Source organism: Amycolatopsis orientalis (assembly GCF_000943515.2).
In the GTDB taxonomy this organism is placed as follows: Bacteria; Actinomycetota; Actinomycetes; order Mycobacteriales; family Pseudonocardiaceae; genus Amycolatopsis; species Amycolatopsis orientalis.
In genome coordinates this window covers 3,454,725-3,479,295 of the sequence record NZ_CP016174.1, presented here as the reverse complement: position 1 = coordinate 3,479,295, position 24,571 = coordinate 3,454,725, and the positions used below count along the sequence as shown (strand labels likewise).

The following is a 24,571-nucleotide window of genomic DNA, read 5'->3' as shown; positions in this document are numbered from 1 at the left end:
GGCCACCGACAAAAGCTCCCGGAACGACCGGGGTCAAAGCTCGGCCAGCAGGAGACCGCTGCGTGGTTTCGGCGTGAAATAGGTGGCCTTCCTCGGCATTCGCAGCCCGGCCGCGTGCACGGCGAGCACCTCCGCGTACGGGACCGGTGCCAGCAGCAGCACCGCGTCCGCGTCTTCGGGCACCGGGGCGCCCGGCAGCAACGGCCGCACGGCCGGTCCGTCCGGATCGACGCCGAGCGCGCCGCGGAGCAGCTCCTGCTCGACGACGGCGTGGTCGCCACCCGCCTTGCCGAGCGGCACCCGGAACGCCGACGCCCCCGCCAGCACGGTCACCTCACCGGCTTCGGACGGCGGTTCCGGCGGTCCGGGGTGGACGTCGAATCCCGCCTCCGTCCACCGCCGGACCAGCGTGGCCGCGTCGAGACCGGTGCCGGCGAGGACCCGGTGGATGGGCCCGATCCGCAGCCCCGGTCCTCCGGTGACCAGCGCCAGCAGCGCGCCGCGCCCCGACGCCGCGGCGGCCGCGACCCGGTGATTGCCGTCCGCGACCAGGAGATCCAGCTCCTCCAGCGCCGCCAGCAGTTCGTCCTGATCGTCGCCGGGACCGGTGAGCCACAGTTCGTGCTTCCGGCCCGCACCGTCCACGGTGGACAGCTCGGGGACGTGGCCGCGGCAGAGCCGTTCGATCAGCGCGGTCAGCTCGCGGCCACCGGTCGCGGGGACCAGCATGGCGGCGCTCGTGGCGACGCCGAGTCCGGCGAGCATCGCGGCACGCTCCGCGACGACGTCCGGATAGACGTCCTCGGTGTGCCGGACCCGCGTCATCCCGTCGGCCCGGACGGCGAGCCGGGTGTCGACCAGGCACAGCACGCCCAGCGCGACGCCGTCCGGCCCGTCGATGCGATAGGGCGCGACGACGGAGGCGACCGGGCGGTAGTGGCCTTCCCGGATACGCTCGAACGTCGCCCTGGCCTGCGGCAGCGCCGCCTCGATCGACAGGCCGCCCGCCAGCGCCGACGGGGTCCGCGCCGGATGCTGGACCGCCAGCAGGCTGTCGCCGCGGGCCCCGGCGAGCGCGGCGATCACCCGCTCCGGGTCGGCGAACTCGTCGACGTCGGGGCCGGGGACGGTGTCGCGGACAACCCAGCCACGGTCGATCGGGCGGATCCAGGTGCTCATCCGATCCATTTTGCGGGATGGCTCACGGAAAAAATCGATCCCATGACCGGGTGTCTCCATGGAATGCTTACCCATGCGAAGCAGTTGACGCCCTTCATGAGCCCGAGGAGATCGCCACAGATGACCACCCCGGCCCCGGTCACCGCGAAGGAAGGGGTCGGTTTCCGGTCCGAACGCGGCCCCGTCCTGATCGCCGTGATGCTGTGTTCCGGCCTGATCGCGCTGGATTCGACCATCATCGCGACGGCGGTGCCGTCGGTGGTCGCCGACCTGGGCGGGTTCTCGCAGTTCCCGTGGCTGTTCTCGATCTACCTGCTGACCCAGGCGGTCACCGTGCCGCTGTACGGCAAGTTCGCCGACGTGCTCGGCAGGCGGCCGGTGATGTTCTTCGGGATCGCGGCGTTCCTGCTGGGCTCGGTGCTCTGCGGCGCCGCCTGGAGCATGCCGGTGCTGATCGCCGCCCGCGCGGTGCAGGGCATCGGCGCCGGCGCCATCCAGCCGATCGCGTTGACCATGGTCGGCGACATGTACACCGTCGAGGAACGCGCGCGGGTGCAGGGCTATCTCGCCAGCGTGTGGGCGATCTCGTCGGTGGTCGGGCCGACGCTGGGCGGGGTGTTCGCCGAGTACCTCGACTGGCGCTGGATCTTCTTCATCAACCTGCCGCTGGGCGCGCTGGCTGCGTGGATGCTGTTCCGGAACTTCCGCGAGCGCGTCGAACGCCGGTCCCACCGCATCGACTACCCGGGCGCCACGCTGCTCACCCTCGGCTGCTCGCTGCTGATCCTCGGCCTGCTGGAGGGCGGGGTCGCCTGGGGCTGGGCGTCCGCGCCGAGCCTGGTGATCTTCGCCGCCGCCGTGCTGCTGCTGGCCGCGTTCGTGCTCGTGGAACGCAAGGCCGAGGAACCGGTTCTGCCGCTGTGGATCTTCACCAAGCGGACGTTGATCGGCGGGAACCTGGTCGCCGTCGTGGTCGGCATGCTGCTGATGGGCCTGACCTCGTATCTGCCGACCTACGCGCAAGGGGTGCTCGGCACCGGCGCGCTCGTCGCCGGATTCGCGCTGGCTGCGCTGACCGTCGGCTGGCCGATCTCCGCGTCGCTGGCGGGCCGGGTCTACATGCGGATCGGGTTCCGGGACACCGCGCTGATCGGCAGCGGGATCATCATCGCGGGCGCGGCGATCACGGTGTTCCTGGCGACGGGGACGTCGATCTGGCTGGCGGCCGCGGCCGCGTTCGTTCTGGGGATCGGGCTGGGCCTCGCGTCGAGCCCGACGCTGATCGCCGTGCAGTCGACCATCGGCTGGGAACGCCGCGGCGTCGTCACCGCGACCAACATGTTCAGCCGTTCACTGGGCAGCGCGGTCGGTGTGGCGATGTTCGGCGCGATCGCGAACGCGACCCTGGCGAACCGTTTCGCGAACCCGCCCGCCGGTGTCACGGGCCTGCCGTCCGGCGTCGACGCGACCAGCGTCGTCCTGGAAGGCCACGGTGAGCCGACGCCGACGACGACGTTCGTGCGTGACGCCCTCGCGGACGCCACGCACCACGTCTTCCTGGCGATGCTGGTGGTCGCCGTGCTCAGCGTCGGCGCGCTGCTGCTGATGCCGCGCCGGACCGAGGAACTGAAGTTCGACTAGTCCTGGGCTAGTTCTGCAGCGGGACGGCGTGCTCGGCGAAGTTCTCGACGAACCGTTCGATCGGCTCGGGCCCGGCCGGGTAGAGCACGAATTTGCTGAGCCCGGCGTCGATGTACTCGGCGACCAGGTCGCGGGCGGCGCTCCAGCTGCCCGCGATCAGCCGGGACGGGTCGGCGTCGGACCGTGCCGCGACCGAGGCCGCGAGCGCGTCCGGGATCCCGTCCTCGGCGACGATGAGGCTGATCCCGAAGTGGTCGGCCTCGACCTCGCGCTCCGCTTCGGCGGCCGCCTTCTGGATCGCCTCGCGCCCGGCGCGGGCCTCCTCCGGCGTGAGGAAACTGGCCAGCCAGCCGTCCGCGAGCCTGCCGACGCGCCGCAGCGCGCCCGGCGCCTTCCCGCCGAGCCAGAGGTCGAGCCGCTTGACCGGGCGCATGCCCAGCCCGGCACCCTCGACGCGGAAGAACTCGCCCTCGAAGGTCACTTCCTCCTGTTCCAGCAAGGCCCTGATCAGCCGCAACGACTCGTCGAACACCGCGGCGCGGCGGCCTTGCGGCACCGGGAAGAGCGACAGTTCCGCGTCGCGTGCGGGCTTCAGGCCGAAGACCGGGAGGACCCTTTTCGGCGCGAGCGCGGCGAGTGAGGCGAGCTGTTTGGCGACCAGCACCGGGTCACGGCCGGGCAGCACCATCACGCCGGTGCCGACCTTCAGCTTCGAGGTGCGGGCGAGCGCGTGCGTCAGCCCGACGACCGGGTCGATCCTGGCCGAGTACACCGCCTCGGGCAGCCAGAGCGAATCGATACCCGCCCGCTCCAGCAGGTCGACCGCGGCGCCGAACTCCTCCGCCGGCGTTCCGCTCCCCAGCCCGACGCCGAGCCGGATCTTCAGGTCCTCCGCCACACTCGCTCCCTTCCGCCGGGCCCGGACTCGGGCCGGAGTCCAGTGTTCCCACCTCGCACCGGCGTGAACAACCCCGCACAAGCATGGACTCGCCCCGCGAATTCCCCGTACATTCCGGTGTTGGGCGGGCCATTCCCGCGCGGATTGGGGGAATATCGATGGCAGGGCAGGGTCTATCCGGCTGGACGCGTTGCTTCCACCCGGCACCGGCGGCCGAGATGAGGCTCGTCGCCTTTCCGCACGCCGGCGGATCGGCGAGCGCGTACCGCGCGCTTTCGTCGCTCCTCTCCCCCGCCGTCGAGGTGCACTCCGCCCAGTACCCGGGACGCCAGGACCGCCTCGGCGAGCCGGTCATCGACGATCTGCACGTCCTCGCCGACAGGCTGGTCGACGTCGTTTCCGCGCTCCCCAAGCCTTTCGCCCTCTTCGGCCACAGCATGGGCGCCATCGTCGCGTTCGAGGTCACCCGGCGGCTCGAAGCGCGTGGCCTCGTCCCGGCGGCGCTGTTCGTCTCGGCCCGTCGCGGTCCGGACCTGTACAAGGAGAATGCGCACCACCTCGCCGACGACACCACGTTCCTCGCCGAGGTCGGCAGGCTCGGCGGCACGGCCGCGATGGTCCTCGACGACCCGGACATCCGCGCCCTCGCGTTGCCCGCGCTGCGCGGCGACTACAAGGCCGTCGAGACCTACCGCTACCGGCCCGGTCCCGACGTGTCCTGCCCGGTGGTGGCGCTCGCCGGTGACGCGGACCCGGTCCTGGACGTCCAGGATCTCGAAAACTGGCGCGAGCACACCACGGGCACCTTCGAGACGGAACTCTTCGAGGGCGGGCATTTCTACCTCGACGACAATCTGGACGCCGTCGCTGCCCGCATCCTCGGCAAGCTGACCGTCAGCCCCTGACGCCCGCTCAGGCCCAGGCGGAGAGTTCCTTGGCCAGCGCGGTCGGTCCGCCCGCGGTGCGCAGCGTCGGCGGGCCGGGCCAGCAGTCCTGGTGATCGCCGGTGCGCAGGGTCTCGGCGAAGCGGGCGACCCGGCGAGGCTGCGGCGCCACCGTCCGGCCGCCGAGGTAGCCGACGACGACGTGGTGATCGTCGCCCGTATGCGTCGCGACGGCCGCGGACCAGCCGTGCTCCTCGTGCCACAACAGGTCGACGTCGCGCTCGGGAAAACCGGGAAGCCGCCAGTTCAGCCGCATCCTGGCGGTGACCGGGCCGGTGAGGTCGGCCGTGCACGAATCCATCCGTATCCCCAAGGCCGAAGCCACGTCCTCCAGATACGCGTTCAGCCTGGTCGTCAGATCCAGACCTGCTTCCGAGGGGGCGGGGGTCGAGGTGGTCACGGTCCCTCATCTTCCTGTCATCTTGAGTTGGCGTGACAGGAATTACCCACCCGAACGCGGCTTCACACCCTCATTTCGTCACACCCCGGTTTCGGTCCGCTCAAGCCGTGGCCTCGATGACGCGAGTCAGCGCCTTGTGCAGCGCCTCCAGCTCCGAGACCTCCATCCCGAGCTTCTCCACGACGCGATACGGGATCTTTTCCGCCTCCGCCCGCAACGCGCGACCCGATTCCGTCAGCTCGACCGTCAGCAGCCGCTCGTCCTCGGCGCTGCGTTTGCGGGTGACGTAACCGATCGACTCCAGCCGCTTGAGCAACGGCGACAGCGTCGCGGGTTCGGCGCGCAGGGCGATGCTCAGGTCCTTCACCGCCTGAGGTCCCCGCTCCCACAGCGCCAGCATGACCAGGTACTGCGGATGGGTGAGCCCGTGCGGCTCCAGCAGCGGGCGGTAAATGGCGATGACACTGCGCGAAGCCACCGAGAGCGCGAAACACACCTGACGCTCCAGCGCGAGCGGGTCCTCGCCCAGGTCGATCGACTTCATCTCCGGCCCCTCCGAACTCATGCCGCCGATCCTAGCCGTGGTCTCGGCAACACTATTGATTAGTGCACTAACGATTAGTGTACTGTTTCGGTTGTCGAAGGAAGGGAGCCATCCGATGCCCCGCAAGCGCCCGGATCCGATCCGCTGGCTCTGGTACTCACTCGGCGGCAGGCTGCCCGAGCGCTACCACGACTGGATCCTCCACGACGCGACCACCGGAAGCTGGCGCTGGCGGCACGTCGCCCGCAGCACGGTGATGATCGCGCCGCTCTGCGCGGTGTGGCTGCTCCTGCCCGGCCCGCTCACGCTGCGGCTGGCGATCGTGCTGATGGCCGCGCTCGTGGCGTACTTCTACTCGATGGCCTACATGGAGGAGAGCATCGAGCACCGGCTCGCCAAGAACGGCTTCGAGCCGGGCATCGGCCGCCGGACCCGCGCCGAAGCCACCGCGATCGCCGAAGCCGACATCACCGAGCGCTATCTGGCCCGCTACCGGGATCAGGCCCCGTCCTGACGTTGTGAAAGCCACGTTCGCAACCTTCAGCGTTGCGAACGTGGCTTTCACAACCTCCTGCCGCTGAGTCAGGCGGCTCGGCGGCGGGCGAGGGCGGCTCGATGAGCCGCGCGAAGTTCGGCGGCCACCTGCTTCGGCTCCGTTCGCAGTCGGCTGGGCAGGGTTTGGAGCACCGCGATGCCCGCGGCCGCGTACCTGGCGTTTCTCGCGACTGTCGCGGCGTACTGTTGCTTGCCGAAGTGGAAGTCGTAGGAATCGATCTCCCAGGCCAGTTCGGCCGCCACGAAATAGCCGTCAGGAGTCGCGATGTACTCGCCGCTTCCGTCCCGCAGTTCGTGATTCCACCGGGGTTCGGGCAACCCGCTCATCCGCCAGACCCGCATCGCGTCGACCTCCGCGGCCGATCGGACACCGTCAGCGATCTGCCGTGAGCCGAGACGACGACATTCGTCGAGAACCGACCGGACCAAGGGCGCCAGCGGTACCCCGCCCTTGACGATCGGCTCCGGCAGCCGGATCGTCCGCTCGACGATCACGTGGCCGGAACCGCTTATCTTGTGTTCGTTCGGAATGAGCACATGGACGCGGAACGGATGGTCCGGCAAGGCCGCCAGGCCCTGCCGCCGACACGAAGCTGCTCCCGTCACCATCGCGTCCGGCCCGGCATACAGGAGCGCGGCATCGACCAACTGACGTCGCGTCGGCGTCCCGGAGTGCAGCAACACGACACCCGGCAGCAGACGTTGCCACGGCTTTCCCGGTCGGCATCGGCGATAGCAGGTCATGGAGGGGACGCCGAGTTCGCCCAGCCGTGCGACCGTGATCACGCCACCACGGCTGTGTCGATAGAGCCACTCGGGATCACGGGCCCACTCGCCGATGTTCATTTCCCGATCGTCCGCTGCTCGATCGGCCCCGCGCCAGCGTCTTCCGCCGACCCGTGGACAACTCGCCACACCAGCCCCACTGTGGACAACCCTCCAGGCGACCCTTACCGCGACCAGGCTCCATGAATCTTCACGTCTAGAGTGCGCGGTGATGAGACGCAAGCTCCGCCCGCCGCTCCCGCCCCGCCACGGGCTCGATCCCGCGAGGCTCAAGATGCCCGCCGAGGGACCGTGGACGACGTTGCGGGAGCATCTCGTCGAGCGGCTCCCCCGGGTCGCGCCCGAGCGGATCGAGGAGATGCTCCGCGAGGAGCGCATCGTCGGGCTCGACGGGCCGCTGGGTGTGGACGCGCCGTTCGTGCCGGACTCGTTCATCTGGTTCCACCGCGACCTGCCCGACGAGGTCGAAGTGCCGTTCGAGGTCTCGGTCGTCCATCGCGACGAGCACATCCTGGTCGCCGACAAACCGCATTTCCTCGCGACGATCCCGCGCGGACGGCACATCCTGCAGACCGCGCTCGTCCGCCTCCGCCGCGAACTCGGCCTCCCCACGCTCAGCCCCGCGCATCGGCTCGACCGGGTCACGGCCGGGCTCATCCTGTTCGTGATCACCCCCGAACTCCGCGGCGGTTATCAGACGATGTTCCGGGATCGCTTGGTACACAAGGAATACGAGGCGATCGCACGCTACGATCCCGCCGTCGTGCTGCCGAGGGAGATCAGCAGCCGCATCGTCAAGGAGCGCGGGGTCATCGCCGCGCAGGAGGTCGACGGGCCGCCCAACGCGGAGACCCGCGTCGAACTGATCGAGCACCGCGACGGCCTCGGCCGCTACCGCCTACTCCCCGCGACCGGCCGCACCCATCAGCTCCGGCTGCACATGAGCGGGCTCGGCTTGCCGATTCTCGGCGACGACTTCTATCCGGAGCTGACCGAGACCCCGCTCGACGATTTCACGGAACCCCTGCAGCTGCTGGCGAAGGTCCTGGAGTTCACCGATCCGGTCACCAAGGAACGGCGTCGCTTCGAAAGCCGGCGGACCCTCGAAGCGTGGACGGACCTCGACGCGTGGCGCCGAGGTCCGTGACACCGCCTCATTTCCGCCAGAACCTGATACCGCTCCAGGTCACCTTGACCGGCCCCGCGCCGCTGGCCGTGCGGTAGGCGCCGAACTTGTCGTAGTAGCTGCCGGCGCTGCTGCTCACGGTCTGCTTCAGCGACCCGTTGAGGTACACCTTGTGCGTACTCCCGACCTGATGCACGGTGTTGACCCGCACCGAGGTCCCGACGGTCGCCCCGCTGCCCAGTGTCTCCCCGCCGTGGACGGCGTAGAGCCGACCGCCGCGTTCGACCGCGAGCATGAAGTACGGCCCGGCGGTCGGTGCGTCGCGGAAGGTCTGTTTCAGGCTGATCCGGGACCCCGCCATGCTGGTGATCCGGAACGAACCCTCGAACTGCCTGGTCCCGCCGGTGTAGGTCGCGTAGCGCCGTTCCGCCCGCTGATCCCCGCTCGCGGTGGAGCAGGTCAGGGCGAAGTCGAGCCCGTCGACGGTGCCGCATCCGCGTTCCTGGACGGTGAACGACGGGTTCTCCGCCGTCCACGGCCCGGTTCCGACCTGGGCGCTCGCCGGCATCGCCGACGCCACCAGGCCGAGAACGGCCGTCGCGACCAGCCCGGCGGTCCGAAGTCGTCTTCGCATCCTGCCTCCTGCGCAGTCAGGGCGGCGGTGGTCCAGACCAGGACCAGGCTGCGACTGTACGAGCACGAACCGTCATCGGACAAGGACCGGGCAGCCCGGTGTCCCGCTGACCGGACAGCGGTTTTCTCACGCCCCGCGGTAGAACGCGCCGAGTTCCGGAGCCAGCCGTCCGGCCGGTACGTCGTGGAACTCGCCATCCAGCTGAACGTGCTTCGCGCCGGGGATCGCTTTGGCGGTCACTGCGGCGGCGATCTTCAGCCAGTCGGTGCTGCCGTTGCTGTTCACGACGAGAACGGGAATCGCGATCGACGCCAGCCGCTCCGCGGGCACCTTCGAGTCGCCCATCACGAAGGCGTCGTACACGAGCGTCGGCGCGAACGACCGGAGTTCGGCCCACATCGCCGTCGCCTTGGCCTCCTCCACCGCCGCCGCGGGTGAGCCGACGGCCGCGGTCATGAACAGCGCGGCGGCGTCGTCCCATCGGTCCGCCGCGACCAGGTCGCGCATCTCGGCGGCGTATCCCTCGGGGACTTCTTCCGCCTCGCCGCGATACGGCGCCTCGAAGACCGACAGCCGCGCCATCGGCACCCCGGACGCTGCGGCCAGCAACGCGAGGGCGCCACCGGAGGAGATGCCGTGCACGAGCACCGGTTCACCGATCGAGGCGACCACCGCGGCGAGGTCGTCGATCTCGCGCTCGACCGCGTACGGCGCGGTGTCCCCGCTCTCGCCCCGCCCCCGGCGGTCGTAGGTCACCACGGAGAACTCGGCCGCCAGCTCGGCGACCAGCGGTTCGTCACCGTGCCGGTCGTTCGCGGCACCGGCCACGACGACGACCACGGGACCCGTGCCGCGGCGTTCGAGGACGATCGGCGTTCCGTCTTCGGACCTGACTGTGTCGATCATGCGGACTATCGTGCCAGGCGCCGGAGTTGCCCTTCGTGCACGTCACTCACCCACTCCCAGCCGGGCTTGGCCGACGGGCCGATCCGCGGGTCGCCGGAAGCGCGGGCGTCCCGCAGGGCATGCACATACGCCCGATCCTGGTCGATCCTCGCGCGTATCCCGTCACCTCTGCCGACGGACCCGTGGCCGGGGACGAGGACGTCGACCTCGTCCGCCGCGCCTTCGATCAGCCGCAGTCCGACGAGGTAGTCGTCGATCGGCTTCGCGGCGCCCAGGTCCAGCATCGGCACCAGGACATCGGAAAGCATGTCACCGGCGACGAGGACCCCGCGTTCCTCGATCACCAGCGCCGCATGACCTTGGGCATGCGCGGGATGCTCGATGATCCGGACTCTGGGGCCGTCCCAGGGAACGTACTCGGTTCCGGCGGGCAGACCCGTGACGAGGCCGAACAAAGCCAACGGTGTCTCCTCGGCGATCTCCGGCGGCAGCCCCTGGGCGACGTCGGCCATCCAGCCCTCGTTCGACCGCAGTTCCTCCAGGAAAGCCGCGCACCGGGCCGTCCCGTAACGAGGCGCTTCGCCGAGTTCCGCATGCCAGAGCACGTGATCCCAATCCGGATGGGTCGAAAAACCCGCGGACACGGGCTTGCCCAGCGCGCGGAGATCGTTCGCCAGACAGGCCATCTCATCGCCGGTTGTCCCGGCGTCGACGACCAGCACGCCACTCCCGCCCTGCACCACGACGGTGTTGTTCTGGAGCAACTCGCTCTGGTGGACCAGCACATCCTCCGCGATCTGCTTCAGCATGAGGTTCCTCCCGCTTGTGGTCCGCCCATCTATACCTGCTCGAACACGCGTTCGACAAATGCCGGGAGCCGGGGTAGGTTCGGTCGCCATGACCCCCGCGCTTCAAGCCTCGCTGTTCGACGAGTGCGCCGCCCTCGGGCTCGGCTCGCTCGGCGCGCTCCGGCGCACCGAGCTGACCAGGGGTGCCTGGATCGACGTGCTCCCCGGCTGGCTCACCGGCGCGGACGAGCTGTTCACCCGGCTCGCCGAGGAGGTGCCGTGGCACGCCGAAAAACGGCAGATGTACGACCGTGTCGTCGCCGTGCCCCGGTTGCTGAGCTACTACCGCGAAGGGATGCCGCTCCCCCATCCGATCCTCACCGAAGCACGGGAGGCGCTTTCGGCGCACTACGCGGACGAGCTGGGCGAGCCGTTCGTGACCTCCGGTCTGTGCTTCTACCGGGACGGGCGCGACAGTGTCGCCTGGCACGGCGACGACACCGGCCGCTCCCGCACCGAGGACACCATGGTCGCGATCGTCTCGGTCGGCGCGGCCCGGCAGCTCGCCCTGCGCCCGCGTGGCGGGGGCGAAACGATCCGGCACGCGCTCGGCCACGGCGACCTGATCGTCATGGGCGGAAGCTGCCAGCGGACCTGGGAACACGCGATCCCCAAGACCGCCAAGCCGGTCGGGCCCAGGATCAGCATCCAGTTCCGGCCGCGGGGAGTCTCCTGATACTCAGTCCAGCAGCACGGGGAGCGCGTCGACGCCGTAGACGATCGAGACCTTCCGGAACTCCAGCGCGTCTTCTTCGATCGCCAGCCGCATCTCCGGGAAGCGGCGCACCAGCGCGGGATAGGCGGCGCGGAGTTCCATTCTGGCCAGCTCGGCGCCGATGCAGCGGTGGATGCCCCATCCGAAGGCGAGATGCGACGTCGGCTCCCGGGTCGCGTCGAACTTCTCCATGTCGTCACCGAGGACGCCGTCACGGTTCGCGACGCTGAGCGAGCACAGCACGATGTCACCCTTCGCGATCCGCACGCCGGCGACCTCCATGTCCTCCTTGGCGAAACGCGGGAAGGCCATCTGCACGACGGTCAGGTACCGCAGCAGTTCCTCGACGAACTTGTGGACGGCGTCGTCGTCACCGCGGACGGTCTCGAACAGCGAGCGGTCCTTCAGCAGCACGAGCGCGCCGAGCGCGAGCATGCTCGCCGTGGTCTCCAGCCCGCCGGTGAGCACGCCGTCGGCGAGGCCGGCCAGTTCGCGGTCGTCGATCTCGTCGCCGTGCTCCTTGATGAGCATGCCGAGCAGGCCGTCGCCCGGATTCTCGCGCTGTTTCTTGACGATGTCGTCCAAATAGGACAGTGACTCGGTGATCGCGCCGAGCGACGCGCCCGCGCCGCCGAAGAGGTCGAACCGCGCGGTGCTCAACCGCTGGAAGTCGTCACGGTCCTCGTACGGGACGCCCAAGAGCTCGCAGATCGTCAGCGACGGGATCGGCAGCGCGAAGGCCTGCCAGAGATCGACCGGCCCGTCCGCCTTCTCCATCGCGTCGAGCTGGTCGGCGATGATCTCGTCGATCCGCGGCGTGAGCCGCGCCAGCCGCCGCATGGTGAACTCCGGCGTGAGCAGCCGCCGGAGCCTGGTGTGCACCGGCGGATCGGCGAACCCGAGCCCGCCGGGGTTCTGGTCCTCGGTCACGCCCGCGTTGCCGACAAGGTTCGTGAAGTCGCTGCTGAACTCGGTCACCTTGCCGAGGACCGCCTTGGCCTCGTCATAGCCCGTGACCAGCCAGGCGTTCATGCCGAACGGCAGATCCAGCTTGCTGATCGGCGCTTCGGCGCGCAGGCGGCCCAGGTCGGCGACCGGGTCCAGACCGTCGCGTTTGAGCGGCTTCAGCGCGTTGTCCGGGAGGATCGACATCTTGGACAGGTCGAAGCCGTTTTTCTGCTGACGCGCGAGGTAACGGCGACCGATCCAGGCCAGAACGCGCGAGCGAATGCTCCCCATGGATCCCACCCTACTCCTGCCGCGTAGCGCCTGACCTGGCACAACAGGCCGCGGTCCCACTCGATTCGTCACGTTCAGGAGGTCGCGCGCGGACCGCGCGGGGTTCCCGGCCGGTGGGAGACGTCGATCACCAGCCCTCCGTGCCCACGGGCCTCGTGAGTGGCAATGACGGTTCTAACCCTCATTACCACTCACGAGCCGCTGGCCATCCGAGTCGCTCAGGAAGTCCGGGCACAGACGGCCGAAGGTGTCGCGAAGGCCCCCCTTTGCGACGCTCACCGTCGCAAAGGGGGCCTTCAGGACAGCGCCGCGGTGGCCGCCGGAGCACGTGCGTCGTGAGTGGCAAGTGTCGTTCTAACAGCACTCACCACTCACGAGGCCTGACAGCAGGCGGGCGTCGTGAGATTGTCGGACCCTACTGGGAGGATTCGGACATGTCAGCCGTGCTCATCGGACGCGACCATCCCGCGGGGGTACTCCGCGCGGAGATCGCGCGCGCCACCGAAAGCCACGGCGGGCTGGTCCTGGTCACCGGCGAGGCCGGGATCGGCAAGACCACGCTCGTCACCGGCGCCGCCGAAGAGGCGAAGCGCCTCGGCGCGCTGGTGCTCAACGGCTCCTGCTGGGACTCCGCCAGCGCACCCGGCTACTGGCCGTGGACGCAGGTGGTCCGCGGGCTGCGGCGCTCGGTCGGGCCGGGCCGCTGGGCCGCGATGGCCGACAGCGAACTGGACGTCCTGCTCGGCGAAGCCCGCGGGGACGGCGCGCCCGACGGCTTCCGCCTCTACGACGCGGTGACGAGCGTGCTGGTGTCCGCTTCCCAGGACCAGCCGGTCGTGGTGGTGCTCGACGACCTGCACTGGGCCGACACCGCGTCGCTCCGGCTGCTCGAGTTCGCCGCCCAGCACACCTGGTTCGAACGGCTGCTGCTGATCGGCACGTACCGGGACGTCGAGGTCGAGACGACCGGCCACCCGCTCCGTTCGCTGATGCTGCCGCTGCTCGCGAAGGCCACGTCGGTCACGCTCACCGGCCTCGAACCGGACGAGGTCGGCGCGCTCATGGCCAGGACGGCGGGCGCGGAACCGGACGAGGAACTGGTCGCCGAGGTCCATCGCCGCACCGGCGGCAACCCGTTCTTCGTCGAGCAGACGGCGCGGCTGTGGCACAGCGGCGGCTCCGCGGAGACGATCGCACCCGGCGTCGCCGACGCCCTGCAGCGGCGGCTTTCCCTGCTCCCCCAACCGGTTCTCGATCTGCTGACCACCGCGTCCGTGCTCGGCCGGGAATTCCACCGCAGACTGCTCGCGGTGGTGGCGCCGGCACCCGTGCCGCAGGTGGACAGGCTCCTCGACCAGGCCGTCGCGGCGCGGCTGGTCGTGGTGCGGGGGCAGGGTCGCTTCGCGTTCGCCCACGACCTCGTGCGCGAGACGTTGTACGCGAGCCTGTCCGATTCGGAGCGACAGAAGCTGCATGCCGCCGTCGTCGACGCCGTCCGCGAGCCGACGGCGTCGCCGGACCGGCTCTTCCCCGCGGATCTGGCCCGCCATGCCCTGCTCGCCGGTCAGGAACTCGATCCGGACCGGGCCGTCGGCCTGATGTTGGCCGCGGCGGCCGACGCCACCGGCCGGATGGCCGTCGAGGAGACGGCCACGCATTACCGGCGGGCGATGGAGACCGTCCGGGATCGGCGGCGCCGCGCGGTGATCGCCCTCGAACTGGGCGCGCATCTGACCCGCCACCACGACTCCGAAGAGGGCAGGCAGGTCCTCGACGCGGCCGCGGCCATCGTCCGCGAACTCGACGACGACGATCTGCTCGCCCGGCTCGCGCTGACCCTGATCCGCACCGACCACAAGGGACTGCGCGCCGGCGAGACCGCCGTGCTGCTCGCCGAGGCGCATCAGCGGCTCTGCGGACGCGCGCCAGGCGAAACCCTTTCCGCCGACCGGATGACGCAGGAACTGACAGCGCGCATCATGGTGACCGCACGCGACGATCAGGACGACTCGGCGCTGCAGTTCGGTTTGTGGGCCCGGCACGACGCGATCTCGGGCCCCGGCACCGCGGCCGAGCGGCAACGGCTCACCGACGAATTGATCGCGCTCGGCCGCCGCACCGCGAACGCGGAACTGGAGCATTTCGCGTCCTCGTTCAAATGGGTGGCGCTGCTGGAACAGGGCGACCCGCGCTATCTCGGGCAGTACCAGGACTTCGTCGCCATGGCGGACCTCGGCCGGGTGCCGAGTTCCCATCTCGCCGCCATGATCGACCAGAGCATCATCGCCACGATCCAGGGCCGGTTCGACGAAGCCGAAGCACACCTTCAGCGCGCGATCTCCGGCGACAAGAACCAGGACCAGCCGCATTTCTGCGATCTCACCCGGCTGCAGCGGTGGTCTCAATGGTGCCTGCAGGGCCGGTTCGACGACCTCGCCGTGCTGCACCGCGAGAGTACCCACGACGGCGGTCATTCCTATGGCAGGCTGCTGGAGGCGATCACCGCCGCACAGCGGGAGGACGCCGCGGAAGCCGTGCGGCTCACCGATCTCGCGGCCGAAGCGAAGCCGTACTCCCGCGACCTGGAGGCGATGTGGCTACGCTGCCGGGCGCAGACAGCGGCGGTCTCCCGCGATCCCGAACGCTGCGAGGCGGCCCGTGCGCTCCTCTCGCCCTACCAAGGGGAATGGCTGGTTTCCCTGCACGGCTGCGAGATCTCCGGCCCGGTCGATCTCTGGCTCGGCAGGCTCGATCTGGCGCAGGAGCGCTGGAACGACGCCGTGGAGAACCTGACCGGGGCCGCGCACTCGGCCGAAAGTCTGCGGGCCGCGGCCTGGGCCACCGAGGCCAAGTCCTGGCTGGCGCAGGCACTGCTCGGGCGGAACCTCGAAGACGACGCGGCCACCGCGGCGACCATCCTGTCCGAAGTGGACAGAGAAGCCGCCGCGCTCGGCATGCGACAGGTCGCGGCCAGGGCGAAGGAAACCCGCGAAGGCGCGCGGACCCCGGCGGCGCGTCCGGCCGAGTTCCGCCGCGACGAAGCCGTGTGGACCCTGTGTTTCGACGGCGTCACCGCCCGCCTGCCGGACTCGAAAGGCTTGCGGGATCTGCATTTCCTGCTCGGCAGGCCGGGTTCGGAGGTCCCGGCCGTCCGGCTGCTCGCCCCGGAAGGCGGTGAGGTCGTGGTCGCCGCCAAGAGCGTCGGCGGTGACGCCGTCCTGGACGACGAGGCGAAGGCCCGTTATCGCGCGCGGCTGGCCGAACTCGACGACCTGATCGACACCGCGACCGGACTGGGCAAAGACGCCAGGGCCGCGGCACTGGACCGGGAGCGCGACGCGCTGCTGGCGGAACTGCGGTCCGCGGCCGGGCTCGGCGGCCGCACCCGGCGCTTCGGCGACGAGGCCGAACGCGCCCGCAAGACGGTGACCGCCCGGATCCGGGACACGCTGCGCAAACTCGACGACCTCCACCCCGCGCTGGCCGCGCATCTGCGCGCGTCGGTCACCACCGGGTCGTCTTGCCGCTACGCACCACAGGACAAGGTTCCCTGGCGGCTGTGAGCCGCCAGGGAACCCCGGGTCATTTCCTGTTGTAGAGCCGCATCGTCAGCGTGCCGAAGATCGCCAGGATGGCGCCGCCCGCGATGAGCACCCAGGTGATCTCGCCGCCGTCCCAGTCGCCGTCCATCATGGACCGGACGGCGCCGACCACGTGGGTCACCGGGTTGACGTCGACGAAGGCCTGCAGCCAGCCCGGCATCGTCGCCGGGTCGACGTAGATGTTGCTGAGGAAGGTCAGCGGGAACAGCACCATCATGCTGACCCCCATCACCGACTTCTCGCTGCGCAGCAGCAGGCCGAACATCGTCCAGATCCACGAGAACGCGAACGAGAACGCCAGCAGCAGCAGGATCGCCGCGGCCACGCCGCCGAATCCGCCGCCGGGCCGGAAGCCCATGATCAGCCCGACCCCGAGGATCACCAGCGACGCGATGAGATAGCGCAGCATGTCGCCGAGCAGGTAGCCGACCATCGCCGACGGCCGCCAGATCGGCAGCGTGCGGAACCGGTCGAAGACGCCCTTCGCGATGTCGGTGTTCACCGCGACCCCGGTGTACATGGTGATCATCAGGATGCTGCTCGCCATGATGCCCGGCAGCACGAACTGCAGGTACTGCGTCGGCGAACCGGACAGCGCGCCGCCGAACAGGTAGGTGAACATCAGCGTCATCATGACCGGGAACGCGGTGACGTCGAACAACTGCTCGGGCACGTGCTTGATCTTCACCATGGCGCGCCACCCGAAGGTGATCGAGGCCGACAACGCGCTCGGGCGCCGCGGGCGGTTCTTCGCGATCAGGACGGCGGCGAGGTCTTCGGGCTTCGGTACCGCGAGGACCGGTTCGGTTTCCTTGACTGCCGTGGTGCTCAAGCTGCACTCTCCTCAGGCGTGGCGGTGCGGTCGGTGAGGGCCAGGAAGACCTCGTCGAGGCTCGGCTGGCCGAGGGAGAACGTGTCGACGACGATTCCCGCGCGGGCGAGTTCCGCCAGTGCGCGCGCGGCGTGCTCGGCGGCGCCCTGTTCGGTGCTCTCCCCCGAAAGCCGGGCGGTCAGCGCGACCGGATCCGGTTCCAGCTGCACCCGCGCCTCCAGGATCCGGTTCAGCAGTGCCTCGGCCTCGGGGCGCTGATCGGCCTCGCGCAGCCGGACGTGGACGGCGCCCGCGCCGACCGAGGCCTTCAGCTGCCCCTTGGTGCCTTCGGCGATGACCTTGCCGTGGTCGATGACCGCGATCCGGGACGCCAGCTGATCGGCCTCGTCGAGGTACTGCGTGGTCAGCAGGACGGTGGTGCCGTGCCCCACGATCGCGCGCACGATGTCCCAGACCTGGTTGCGGCTGCGGGGATCGAGCCCGGTCGTCGGCTCGTCGAGGAAGAGCACGTCCGGGGGGTTGAGGATGCTCGCGGCGATGTCGATCCGCCGCCGCATCCCGCCGGAGTAGTTCTTCACCTGCCGCCCCGCGGCTTCGGTCAGGCCGAACGCCGCCAGCAGTTCCGCCGCCCGCGCGCGGGCGGCGGGGTTGCGGTGCCCGGTCAGCCTGCCGATCAGCACCAGGTTCTCGGTCCCGGTCAGCTCCTCATCGACCGAGGCGTACTGCCCGGTCAGGCTCACCATGGACCGGACGGCGTCGGCCTCGCGGACGACGTCCTTGCCGAAGACGCGGGCCTCGCCGCCGTCGGGGCGCAGCAGGGTCGCGAGCATCTTCACCGCGGTGGTCTTGCCCGCGCCGTTCGGCCCGAGGACGCCGTACACGGTGCCCGCGGGGACTTCGAGATCGAGCCCGTCGACCGCCCGTTTCTCCCCGAACACCTTGACCAGCCCCGAGGCTTCGATGGCCAGTTCACTCATTTTCCTTGTTCCTTCCCGGATTTTTCAGCAGACGTACGGACGGGCGGCCCGTGCCTCGCGCAAGGCGAGGCCCCACCAGAGGAGTTCGTCGAGCAAGGTGGTCACGGCCTGGCCCTGCCCGTCGGAGTCGAAGGGAGTGCCGTCGCGGGCGAAGGTGCCGTCGAGGAGGTTGAAGGCGACCGTGTCCCGCATGGTCGCGGTGTGCAGCTCAGTGAAGATCGAGCGAAGCTGCTCCACGGCGTAGAGCCCCTGTGACCGGTACCCGTAGGAGACGAAGCCGACCGGTTTCGCGCGCCACTCGTCGTAGGCGCAGTCGATCGCCTGTTTGAGCGACGCCGGGAAGCTGCGGTTGTACTCGGGGGTGACGACGACGAACGCCTCCGCCGCGTCGATCCGCCCGGCGAACCGCTTCATCTCCCGCGTCGCCTGCTCCGGCAGCCCGGAAGGCAGGTCGAAGTCGACCAGGTCGAGCACGTCGAGCACGAGACCGTCCCGGTCTCCAGCACGTGCGATGAACCACTGGGCGACGGCGTCCCCCACCCGCCCTTCGCGGGTACTGCCGATGATCACCGCGACCCGCAGCGGACCGTTGCCCATGACCACCCTCCCTCGCCTCACCCCTCAGGCGCGAGAAAGCCGCCAGGCTTTCGCTAGATCGGATCTAGCGAAAGCCTGGCGGCTTCGGTCGGTGATCTCGCCTTCCGCCGCTACGCGTCCAGCGCGATCGCGATCGCGCCCAGCAGGGAGGCGTCCTGGTCGAATTTCGCCGACACCAGTTCGGGCGGGAACGGCACGGCCTGCGCCAGCCGCTCACGCAGCGCGGGCAGCAGGACGTCGGCCGAGCGCACCAGTCCCCCGCCGACGGCGATGCACTGCGGATCGAGCGCGATGGCGAGGTTCGCGACGTGCATCGACAGTTCGTCGAGCGCCGCGGTGACCAGTTCCTTCGCCTGCGCGTTCTCCCTGGCGAGGGCGAACAGCTCCCCCGCGGTGACCGGGCGGCCGAGCAGCACACTCGCCCGGCCGCCCAGCCCTCGTCCACCGACGACCTCCTCCAACGGCGCCGCTCCGCCGGCGAACCCATCGGTGTCCTGCGGCGAGCGAAGGTTGTACCCGATCTCGCCCGCGGCTCCGTTGGCGCCGGTCAGCAGCCGGCCGCCGACCAGGACCGCCGCCGCGATCCCGGTCCCCAGTGACAGGAACACCGCCGGATCGGTGCCGGCCAGCGCTCCCCATCGCCATTCCGCGAGCGCCGCCGCCTTGGCGTCGGTGCCCACTTCGATGCCGACGTCGCCGAACTCGTCCGCGACCAGTTCCCGCAGCCGCAGTTCCTCCCAGCCCGGCACGTTGGGTGCCAGCAGGATGCGGTCCTCCAGCACGATGCCGGGGCTGACGACACCGATCGCCGCGAGGCGGTCGGCGGCGCCTTCGTCGGCGAGCAGTTTCCGCGCGGCGGCGAGCGCACGGCTCACCACCTGTCCGGCGCCCGCCTGCGCGTCGGTGTCGAGCCGCCGGGTGACCAGCAGGCTCCCGGTTCTGTCCGCCAGCCCGATCGCGACCTTCGTCCCGCCGAAGTCGATCCCCAGGATCAGGTCTTCCCCCGTCACTTCCCCGTCCCCTCTGCCGCCCCCGCGAACAATTCCTGGATCCCCTTCGGCCCGAACGGCCACACGCGCTCCGCCTTCGCGTAGGCGAGGAACGCCGCCACGCCGAGCGCGATCCACCCCACCGAAAGCCCGATCGAAAGCCAGGTGGCCGAGAAGTAGATGTAGACCCAGCCGAGCAGCGCGATCACCGTCGGGATCGGGTACAGCCACTGACGGTACGGCCGGTCCAGCTCCGGCCGTCGTCGCCGCAGCACCACGATCGCCGCCACCTGGGCGAGCGACTGGACGATCACCAGCACCGTCACCGCCGCGTTGATCACCGCGGTCAGCGTGAACAGCGAGCCGATCGCGGTGATGAGGCCCATCGTCAGCACGCCGGCGGTCGGCAGGTTCAGCTTCGGGTGCAGCTTGGCGAACACCGGCAGGAACACCTTGTCGCGAGCGGCCTCGAACGGGACCCGCGAGCCGCCGAGCAGCCCGGCGAACACCGAACCGATCGCGGCGATCACGATGAACACGGTGATGACCTTGGCCGTGCCCGTGCCCCACGCCTGTTCCAGCACGGTCGAGGCGACCGACGTGGCGGTCTTCAGTTCCTCCAGCGGGACCGAGCCGAGCACTCCGAGCTGCAGCAGGAAGTACAGGCTCATGATGCCGAGGATCGAGAAGATGATCGACCGCGGCAGCGTCCGGCCGGGATCGCGGACCTCGCCGCCGAGATAGGCGCTGGTGTTGTAGCCGAGATAGTCGTAGATGGCGATGACCAGGCCCGCGCCGAGCCCGGCCCAGAACGCGCCACCGCCGAACGAGAACGCGCCCGGCGTGAAGGCGAACGCTTGCGCGCCGTCGAAACGCGTGAAGGCCGCGACGATCACCGACAGCGCGGCGAACAGCATGACCGCGAACAGGACGGTGGTCAGCTTCCCGATCTCGCCGATCCGCCGGAACAGCGCGAGCACCACGAGCGCGATGACGCCGAGCCCGATGACCTTGCCGAGTCCGGTGGTCCCGCCCTCGTCCGCCACGCCGGGGATCAGGTACCCGAGGTACTGGACGAGGCCGATGACACCGGTGGACATGATCAGCGGGATGAACAGGACCGCGCTCCAGGCGAACAGGAACGGCATGAGCCTGCCGGTGCGGAAGCCGAACGCCTCGCGCAGGTAGACGTAGGTACCGCCGGCGCCCGGGAGGGCGGCGCCGAGTTCGGCCCAGATCAGGCCGTCGGCCAGCGCGATGACCGCGCCGATGAGCCAGCCGAACATGGCCTGTGGACCGCCGAGGGTCGCCACCATCGCGGGGATGGTGACGAACGGGCCGATCCCGCACATCTGGGTCATGTTGATGGCGGTCGCCTGCAGCGGCCCGATCTTCCGCTCGAGCCCCGGCTGCGGGGGTGAACTCAAAACGCGCCTCCCTATTAGTTAGTAAAGTTTCTTAACATAATTTCCGGCGTGTCGGAAGGCCAGGCGGCGAAGTTGTCGCACGCCGGTCCACCCGGATCTGCCCGAACGGGCGGAATCCGCGAAATACGCCCGAATGGACCAAGCCGGCACGTATCAGGGGCCTGCCGTTCCGCGTCCTTATCCGAAAGGGCGTCTTCCCAGGACGGTGAGGTCCATGAAACGGCTGCTCAGCACGGCGATGGCGATCGCCGCCCTCGGATTCACGGCGGGCTGCGACGGAACCTCCGCGCCCCGGGACACGGCCCCGGCCGACATGACCACGGACAGCGGGGTGACGACGGAGATCGCGCCGACGGCGTCGTCGGATACGGCTCCGCCCGGGCCGGGCGGCGGCCGCACCCGGGAGCCCGCTCCGCCCGGCGTACCCGGGAGCCCGATCGTCTACGACCACACCCGGCTGGGCGCTTCTCCCCCGATCGCCCGTTCGGACATCGAGGGCGACATCAGGAAGGTCTGCGGGCCGAACCTGTGCGGCGTCAAGGTCGTGATCACCGGCTCCGGCGAATGCGTCAGCAGCATCACGCACTCCCCGGTCAAACCCGGCGGAACCGTCACGATCAAGGCCGTCGCGTGCAAACCCGAGGTCACCGAGGAGACCACGACCTCGGAAAGCCCGGCTTCGGCCAGCGAACAGCCCACCGAGACCACCTCCGGATGACCGCGCGGCGCGGACTGCGCAGGCCCGAGACGAAAGCACCCGAGCCCGACCCGGGTCCTCCGCAGGCACTCAAGCTCGTCGGCACCGTGCTGGCCAACACGACCCTGCTCACCGCGCTTCTCTACTTCTTCGGCCTGGTGGAGACGCAGGTGTTCTTCGCGTACTTCCGCGTGCACTACACGCTGCTGGGGCAGACCCCGGACGAGATCTTCGCGCGCGGTGTCGACGGCGTCCTCCTGCCCCTGGCGGGCACGGCGGGTTCGGTGCTCGGTTTCCTGATGCTGGCCCGCTTCCTCCGGATCCGGCTTTCCGAGGACGGCTGGGCGCGACTGCTCCGGATCGGGACCCCCGTCGCGGCCGGGCTGGGTGCGGCGTTGATCGTCGCGGCCGTGCTGATAGCGCTGGATCCGCTACCGTTCCGCCCCTATCCCGGGCTACCCGGACTCGGCTTCGCGCTCGGCGTGCTGATGGTGCTTTTCGCCTGGCGCCGCTGGGCTTCGGCGCACCGGTCGAACCTGCTGGAACTCGTACTGGGGTACCTGCTGGTCAGCATCGGGCTGTTCTGGGCCGTCAGCGACTATTCGGCCTCCGTCGGCGTCCGGCGCGGTTTCGAAGTCGCGGCACAGATCCCGACGCGGCCCGCCGCGACGATCTACAGCGCCGAAAGCCTCAACCTCACCGCGGGCGGTGTCCTGCAGGTGAAATGCGCGGACCCCGACGCCGCCTACAAATACCGGTACACCGGCCTCAGGCTGCTGTTGCAGTCCGGCGGCCAGTACGTCTTCGTTCCCTGGACGTGGCGGGCGGGGACCGACGTCGCGTTCGTCCTCCCGAAGAGCGACAAGCTGCGGCTCGAATTCGGCCCCGCCCGGTCGGTCCCACCCGCCGCCTGTTAGCGCAGGTGACGCTCCAACCATGCGGTGACCGCGTCGTCGACCACCTTCGCGATCGGCAGTTGCGGCGCCGGTGCGATACCCGGCTCTTCGGCCAGCGGATGCGCCAGCCCGGCGATCCGGTCCAGGCGGACGTCGTCCGGTGTGGCGTACTGCCCGCGCAAGGCGGAGACGAGTTCACCGGCGTCTTCGCGGAACGACGGGAAATCGTCCTCGCCGCTGACGACCAGCAGCGGAACTTGGGTTTCCCTCGCCGAAATTTCACCCGATCGTGCGACGAAGTCGAGCTGATCCGCCGCCTTGTCCGCTTCGTCGTTCCATGGATAAGGCTGCTCCAGCATGCCTTCCACCAGGCCGACCACCGAACGCGCGCGGACCGCGGGGTTGACCAGCGCCGCGGCGCGGACCGGGATCTCGCGCGTGGCCAGGATCGTCAGCGCCACGGCGCCACCCAGCGAACCACCGGCGACGGCCATCCGGGAAGTGTCGAAGCCGAAGCGTTCCCGCAGGACGGCCAGCGCGGCGGGGAACTCCAGCGCCGCCTGCCGGACGAACGGGTCGAGGTAGGCGAGCATCGCGTCACGGCGGGCCCGCTCGATGACGGCGTCCATCCCGCCGTCGACCATTCTGGCGCCGCACAACGGCATTCCGAGGTAGACGCGCCACGCCGGCACTCCCGCCAGCGGCAACGCGGCCGCGAACGCGGCGTCCGAACGGGGCGCGTCGATCATATGCCAGGCGATGACCACCGGCGCGGGGCCGCTGACCTCGGCCGATGGCGGCAAGGCGGTGAACGGTACCCCCGCGGCGGTGCCCGTGACCGGTTCTCCCACCACTGTCCTTCCTGGTGCGCTGTCGATCTCCACGATATCCAGGACGCATCGGAGGTGGACCTCGTTCCGCCACAAGCGAAACAGTATGCCCGCGAGGTCACCCCGACGCGCCGCGGAGGTGGTTGCGGACGACCGGCGGCGGCCGAATAGTGTTGCGGCCCGGCCCTTTGGAGGTGAACCGCCCGTGCCCGATGTCGATTACTACGAGGTGCTCGGCGTGGGCAAGGCCGCCTCGGCCAACGAGATCAAGACCGCCTACCGGCGCCTCGCGAAGTCCCATCACCCGGACACCGGGGGTTCCGCTCTCACGTTCCAGCTGGTCCGCGAGGCTTACGACACGCTCAGCGACCCGATGCGGCGCGCGGGCTACGACGCGGGCGGGCGCTCCGTGCGCGTGCCGGTCCGGCCGCGGCCGAGACGGCGCTTCGGCGACGAACCGGGCTACGAGCCCGCGCAGGTCGTGATCGATCCGGAAGACCTCGAATGGTGGGAATTCGCCGCGCAGGACGACCGCGTGCGGCACGGACGGCGGCGCGGCCCCGGGCATACCCCGGTCGTGGCGGCGGTCGGCGGGATGGTGCTGGTCCTGCTGCCGGTGCTGACCGGCGTCGGGTTCTCGGCGCCCACGCTGATCGTCTGGCTGATCCTGACCGCCGGAACGGCCCTGCTGGTGCAGCGGCTCGCCCGCGGCTACCTCGCCGCTTCCCGCGCCAGGACCCGGTTCGCCGCCGAATTCGGCGGGAAACGCGTCTTCGGCACCCCCGGCACCGAGACCGACGAACTCGCCGAGCGGCTCACCGCCGACCTGCTGGAGCGTTATCTGACCCGGCTGCCCGGCGCGCGGATCTTCCACGGCCTCTCCTGGCCGGACTCGGTGTTCGCCGACGTCGACCACGCGGTGCTGTGCGGCAAGCGGCTCGTGCTCATCGAATCGAAGCTGTGGCTGCCCGGGCATTACGAAACCAGTGACGACGACAGGCTGCTGCGCAACGGCCGCGCCTTCCGCGGCGGCGGCAGCAGGCTGGCCGAAAGTGTCGCCGAATACCGGCGGATCCTGCCCGGCGTCGCGTTGCGCGGCGCGATGATCGTCTACCCGAGCCGGACCGGCGAGGTCACCACGGACCTCGACGACCGCTCCCCCACGCCACCGATGACGCCGGAGCAGTTCCTGCACGAGATCGGCGGCTGGCTGGCGGCGGAGCCGTCCACTGTGGACTCGGCGACGATGCGGACCGTCCGCGACCGCGTCGTCGGCGCTCGTGAGTGGTAATGACGGTTCTCACCGTCA

General features: G+C 70.0%; 24 protein-coding genes. 9 read left to right on the top strand and 15 right to left on the bottom strand.

Annotated elements, in window-relative coordinates; genetic code table 11:
• Positions 1-33 precede the first annotated feature (33 nt).
• Positions 34-1,188 (bottom strand): DUF1015 family protein, encoded by a 1,155-nt coding sequence (locus SD37_RS15615; protein WP_083254974.1) that lies wholly within the window; start codon positions 1,186-1,188, stop codon positions 34-36.
• Between the two features lie 111 nt (positions 1,189-1,299).
• Here SD37_RS15615 and SD37_RS15610 point away from each other — a divergent pair, with 111 nt between their 5' ends.
• Complete coding sequence (locus SD37_RS15610) at positions 1,300-2,820, top strand: MDR family MFS transporter (RefSeq protein ID WP_044850260.1); 1,521 nt, start codon at positions 1,300-1,302, stop codon at positions 2,818-2,820.
• Between the two features lie 7 nt (positions 2,821-2,827).
• Here the strand turns inward: SD37_RS15610 and SD37_RS15605 are convergent, their stop codons facing one another.
• Positions 2,828-3,718, bottom strand: a complete 891-nt coding sequence (locus SD37_RS15605; protein ID WP_083254973.1) for a TIGR03854 family LLM class F420-dependent oxidoreductase — start codon at positions 3,716-3,718, stop codon at positions 2,828-2,830.
• A gap of 158 nt (positions 3,719-3,876) precedes the next feature.
• On the opposite strand from SD37_RS15605, the gene SD37_RS15600 reads away from it, so the two are divergent.
• Positions 3,877-4,623, top strand: a complete 747-nt coding sequence (locus SD37_RS15600; RefSeq protein ID WP_201788885.1) for a thioesterase II family protein — start codon at positions 3,877-3,879, stop codon at positions 4,621-4,623.
• Between the two features lie 7 nt (positions 4,624-4,630).
• Here SD37_RS15600 and SD37_RS15595 read toward each other — a convergent pair whose 3' ends face one another.
• The gene (locus SD37_RS15595; protein ID WP_037306357.1) at positions 4,631-5,062 is read right to left on the bottom strand and encodes a DUF6292 family protein; all 432 of its coding nucleotides are present in this window, start codon (positions 5,060-5,062) and stop codon (positions 4,631-4,633) included.
• Positions 5,063-5,162: 100 nt separating this feature from the next.
• Complete coding sequence (locus tag SD37_RS15590) at positions 5,163-5,606, bottom strand: MarR family winged helix-turn-helix transcriptional regulator (RefSeq protein ID WP_044850262.1); 444 nt, start codon at positions 5,604-5,606, stop codon at positions 5,163-5,165.
• A 115-nt stretch (positions 5,607-5,721) separates the two neighbouring features.
• Between SD37_RS15590 and SD37_RS15585 the strand changes: the two genes are divergently transcribed.
• Positions 5,722-6,120, top strand: a complete 399-nt coding sequence (locus SD37_RS15585) for a DUF5313 domain-containing protein (protein WP_044850263.1) — start codon at positions 5,722-5,724, stop codon at positions 6,118-6,120.
• A gap of 68 nt (positions 6,121-6,188) precedes the next feature.
• Here the strand turns inward: SD37_RS15585 and SD37_RS43105 are convergent, their stop codons facing one another.
• A complete protein-coding gene (locus SD37_RS43105) occupies positions 6,189-7,007 on the bottom strand; it encodes a hypothetical protein (RefSeq protein WP_044850264.1) in 819 nt (272 codons plus the stop codon).
• Between the two features lie 151 nt (positions 7,008-7,158).
• Here SD37_RS43105 and SD37_RS15575 point away from each other — a divergent pair, with 151 nt between their 5' ends.
• A complete protein-coding gene (locus tag SD37_RS15575) occupies positions 7,159-8,094 on the top strand; it encodes a pseudouridine synthase (protein ID WP_044850265.1) in 936 nt (311 codons plus the stop codon).
• 7 nt (positions 8,095-8,101) lie between these two features.
• Here the strand turns inward: SD37_RS15575 and SD37_RS15570 are convergent, their stop codons facing one another.
• The 3 genes from SD37_RS15570 to SD37_RS15560 form a co-directional block, all read right to left on the bottom strand.
• Positions 8,102-8,707: a hypothetical protein gene (locus SD37_RS15570; protein ID WP_044850266.1), complete on the bottom strand. Its 606-nt coding sequence runs from the start codon at positions 8,705-8,707 to the stop codon at positions 8,102-8,104.
• A 126-nt stretch (positions 8,708-8,833) separates the two neighbouring features.
• Entirely contained in the window at positions 8,834-9,613 is a 780-nt protein-coding gene (locus SD37_RS15565) for an alpha/beta fold hydrolase (protein ID WP_044850267.1), read from the bottom strand.
• A gap of 5 nt (positions 9,614-9,618) precedes the next feature.
• Positions 9,619-10,422: an MBL fold metallo-hydrolase gene (locus SD37_RS15560; RefSeq protein WP_044850268.1), complete on the bottom strand. Its 804-nt coding sequence runs from the start codon at positions 10,420-10,422 to the stop codon at positions 9,619-9,621.
• An 88-nt stretch (positions 10,423-10,510) separates the two neighbouring features.
• On the opposite strand from SD37_RS15560, the gene SD37_RS15555 reads away from it, so the two are divergent.
• Positions 10,511-11,137: an alpha-ketoglutarate-dependent dioxygenase AlkB gene (locus tag SD37_RS15555; protein WP_044850269.1), complete on the top strand. Its 627-nt coding sequence runs from the start codon at positions 10,511-10,513 to the stop codon at positions 11,135-11,137.
• A 3-nt stretch (positions 11,138-11,140) separates the two neighbouring features.
• Here SD37_RS15555 and SD37_RS15550 read toward each other — a convergent pair whose 3' ends face one another.
• The gene (locus SD37_RS15550) at positions 11,141-12,415 is read right to left on the bottom strand and encodes a cytochrome P450 (RefSeq protein ID WP_044850270.1); all 1,275 of its coding nucleotides are present in this window, start codon (positions 12,413-12,415) and stop codon (positions 11,141-11,143) included.
• 434 nt (positions 12,416-12,849) lie between these two features.
• Between SD37_RS15550 and SD37_RS15545 the strand changes: the two genes are divergently transcribed.
• The gene (locus tag SD37_RS15545) at positions 12,850-15,978 is read left to right on the top strand and encodes an ATP-binding protein (RefSeq protein WP_044850271.1); all 3,129 of its coding nucleotides are present in this window, start codon (positions 12,850-12,852) and stop codon (positions 15,976-15,978) included.
• A gap of 19 nt (positions 15,979-15,997) precedes the next feature.
• On the opposite strand, the gene SD37_RS15540 is transcribed toward SD37_RS15545, so the two are convergent.
• From SD37_RS15540 to SD37_RS15520, 5 genes are all read right to left on the bottom strand, one after another.
• Positions 15,998-16,849, bottom strand: coding sequence for an ABC transporter permease (locus tag SD37_RS15540; RefSeq protein WP_044850272.1), 852 nt, complete (start codon positions 16,847-16,849; stop codon positions 15,998-16,000).
• On the bottom strand, positions 16,846-17,826 hold the full coding sequence (locus SD37_RS15535) for an ATP-binding cassette domain-containing protein (RefSeq protein WP_065912841.1): 981 nt from the start codon (positions 17,824-17,826) through the stop codon (positions 16,846-16,848). The genes SD37_RS15540 and SD37_RS15535 overlap by 4 nt, the downstream gene beginning before the upstream one ends.
• Before the next feature lie 24 nt (positions 17,827-17,850).
• A complete protein-coding gene (locus tag SD37_RS15530) occupies positions 17,851-18,423 on the bottom strand; it encodes an NADPH-dependent FMN reductase (RefSeq protein ID WP_044850274.1) in 573 nt (190 codons plus the stop codon).
• A 110-nt stretch (positions 18,424-18,533) separates the two neighbouring features.
• Positions 18,534-19,433 (bottom strand): ROK family protein, encoded by a 900-nt coding sequence (locus tag SD37_RS15525; RefSeq protein ID WP_044850275.1) that lies wholly within the window; start codon positions 19,431-19,433, stop codon positions 18,534-18,536.
• Complete coding sequence (locus tag SD37_RS15520) at positions 19,430-20,839, bottom strand: APC family permease (protein WP_044850276.1); 1,410 nt, start codon at positions 20,837-20,839, stop codon at positions 19,430-19,432. The genes SD37_RS15525 and SD37_RS15520 overlap by 4 nt, the downstream gene beginning before the upstream one ends.
• Positions 20,840-21,053: 214 nt before the next feature.
• Between SD37_RS15520 and SD37_RS15515 the strand changes: the two genes are divergently transcribed.
• Complete coding sequence (locus SD37_RS15515; protein WP_044850277.1) at positions 21,054-21,557, top strand: hypothetical protein; 504 nt, start codon at positions 21,054-21,056, stop codon at positions 21,555-21,557.
• Complete coding sequence (locus SD37_RS15510; protein WP_044850278.1) at positions 21,554-22,453, top strand: hypothetical protein; 900 nt, start codon at positions 21,554-21,556, stop codon at positions 22,451-22,453. Before SD37_RS15515 ends, SD37_RS15510 begins: the two co-directional genes overlap by 4 nt.
• Here SD37_RS15510 and SD37_RS15505 read toward each other — a convergent pair.
• Entirely contained in the window at positions 22,450-23,283 is an 834-nt protein-coding gene (locus SD37_RS15505; protein ID WP_236725378.1) for an alpha/beta hydrolase family protein, read from the bottom strand. The genes SD37_RS15510 and SD37_RS15505 overlap by 4 nt on opposite strands.
• Positions 23,284-23,467: 184 nt before the next feature.
• Between SD37_RS15505 and SD37_RS15500 the strand changes: the two genes are divergently transcribed.
• A complete protein-coding gene (locus tag SD37_RS15500) occupies positions 23,468-24,553 on the top strand; it encodes a J domain-containing protein (RefSeq protein ID WP_044850280.1) in 1,086 nt (361 codons plus the stop codon).
• Positions 24,554-24,571: the final 18 nt, after the last annotated feature.

Excerpts from the sequence above, each read along its gene's own strand:
- SD37_RS43105 (WP_044850264.1), bottom strand. The coding sequence starts at position 7,007 with ATGAACATCGGCGAGTGGGCCCGTGATCCCGAGTGGCTCTATCGACAC.
- SD37_RS15510 (WP_044850278.1), top strand. The coding sequence starts at position 21,554 with ATGACCGCGCGGCGCGGACTGCGCAGGCCCGAGACGAAAGCACCCGAG.
- SD37_RS15600 (WP_201788885.1), top strand. The coding sequence starts at position 3,877 with ATGGCAGGGCAGGGTCTATCCGGCTGGACGCGTTGCTTCCACCCGGCA.
- SD37_RS15515 (WP_044850277.1), top strand. The coding sequence starts at position 21,054 with ATGAAACGGCTGCTCAGCACGGCGATGGCGATCGCCGCCCTCGGATTC.
- SD37_RS15610 (WP_044850260.1), top strand. The coding sequence starts at position 1,300 with ATGACCACCCCGGCCCCGGTCACCGCGAAGGAAGGGGTCGGTTTCCGG.
- SD37_RS15575 (WP_044850265.1), top strand. The coding sequence starts at position 7,159 with ATGAGACGCAAGCTCCGCCCGCCGCTCCCGCCCCGCCACGGGCTCGAT.
- SD37_RS15560 (WP_044850268.1), bottom strand. The coding sequence starts at position 10,422 with ATGCTGAAGCAGATCGCGGAGGATGTGCTGGTCCACCAGAGCGAGTTG.
- SD37_RS15535 (WP_065912841.1), bottom strand. The coding sequence starts at position 17,826 with ATGAGTGAACTGGCCATCGAAGCCTCGGGGCTGGTCAAGGTGTTCGGG.
- SD37_RS15550 (WP_044850270.1), bottom strand. The coding sequence starts at position 12,415 with ATGGGGAGCATTCGCTCGCGCGTTCTGGCCTGGATCGGTCGCCGTTAC.
- SD37_RS15545 (WP_044850271.1), top strand. The coding sequence starts at position 12,850 with ATGTCAGCCGTGCTCATCGGACGCGACCATCCCGCGGGGGTACTCCGC.
- SD37_RS15615 (WP_083254974.1), bottom strand. The coding sequence starts at position 1,188 with ATGGATCGGATGAGCACCTGGATCCGCCCGATCGACCGTGGCTGGGTT.
- SD37_RS15530 (WP_044850274.1), bottom strand. The coding sequence starts at position 18,423 with ATGGGCAACGGTCCGCTGCGGGTCGCGGTGATCATCGGCAGTACCCGC.
- SD37_RS15555 (WP_044850269.1), top strand. The coding sequence starts at position 10,511 with ATGACCCCCGCGCTTCAAGCCTCGCTGTTCGACGAGTGCGCCGCCCTC.
- SD37_RS15570 (WP_044850266.1), bottom strand. The coding sequence starts at position 8,707 with ATGCGAAGACGACTTCGGACCGCCGGGCTGGTCGCGACGGCCGTTCTC.
- SD37_RS15590 (WP_044850262.1), bottom strand. The coding sequence starts at position 5,606 with ATGAAGTCGATCGACCTGGGCGAGGACCCGCTCGCGCTGGAGCGTCAG.
- SD37_RS15585 (WP_044850263.1), top strand. The coding sequence starts at position 5,722 with ATGCCCCGCAAGCGCCCGGATCCGATCCGCTGGCTCTGGTACTCACTC.
- SD37_RS15565 (WP_044850267.1), bottom strand. The coding sequence starts at position 9,613 with ATGATCGACACAGTCAGGTCCGAAGACGGAACGCCGATCGTCCTCGAA.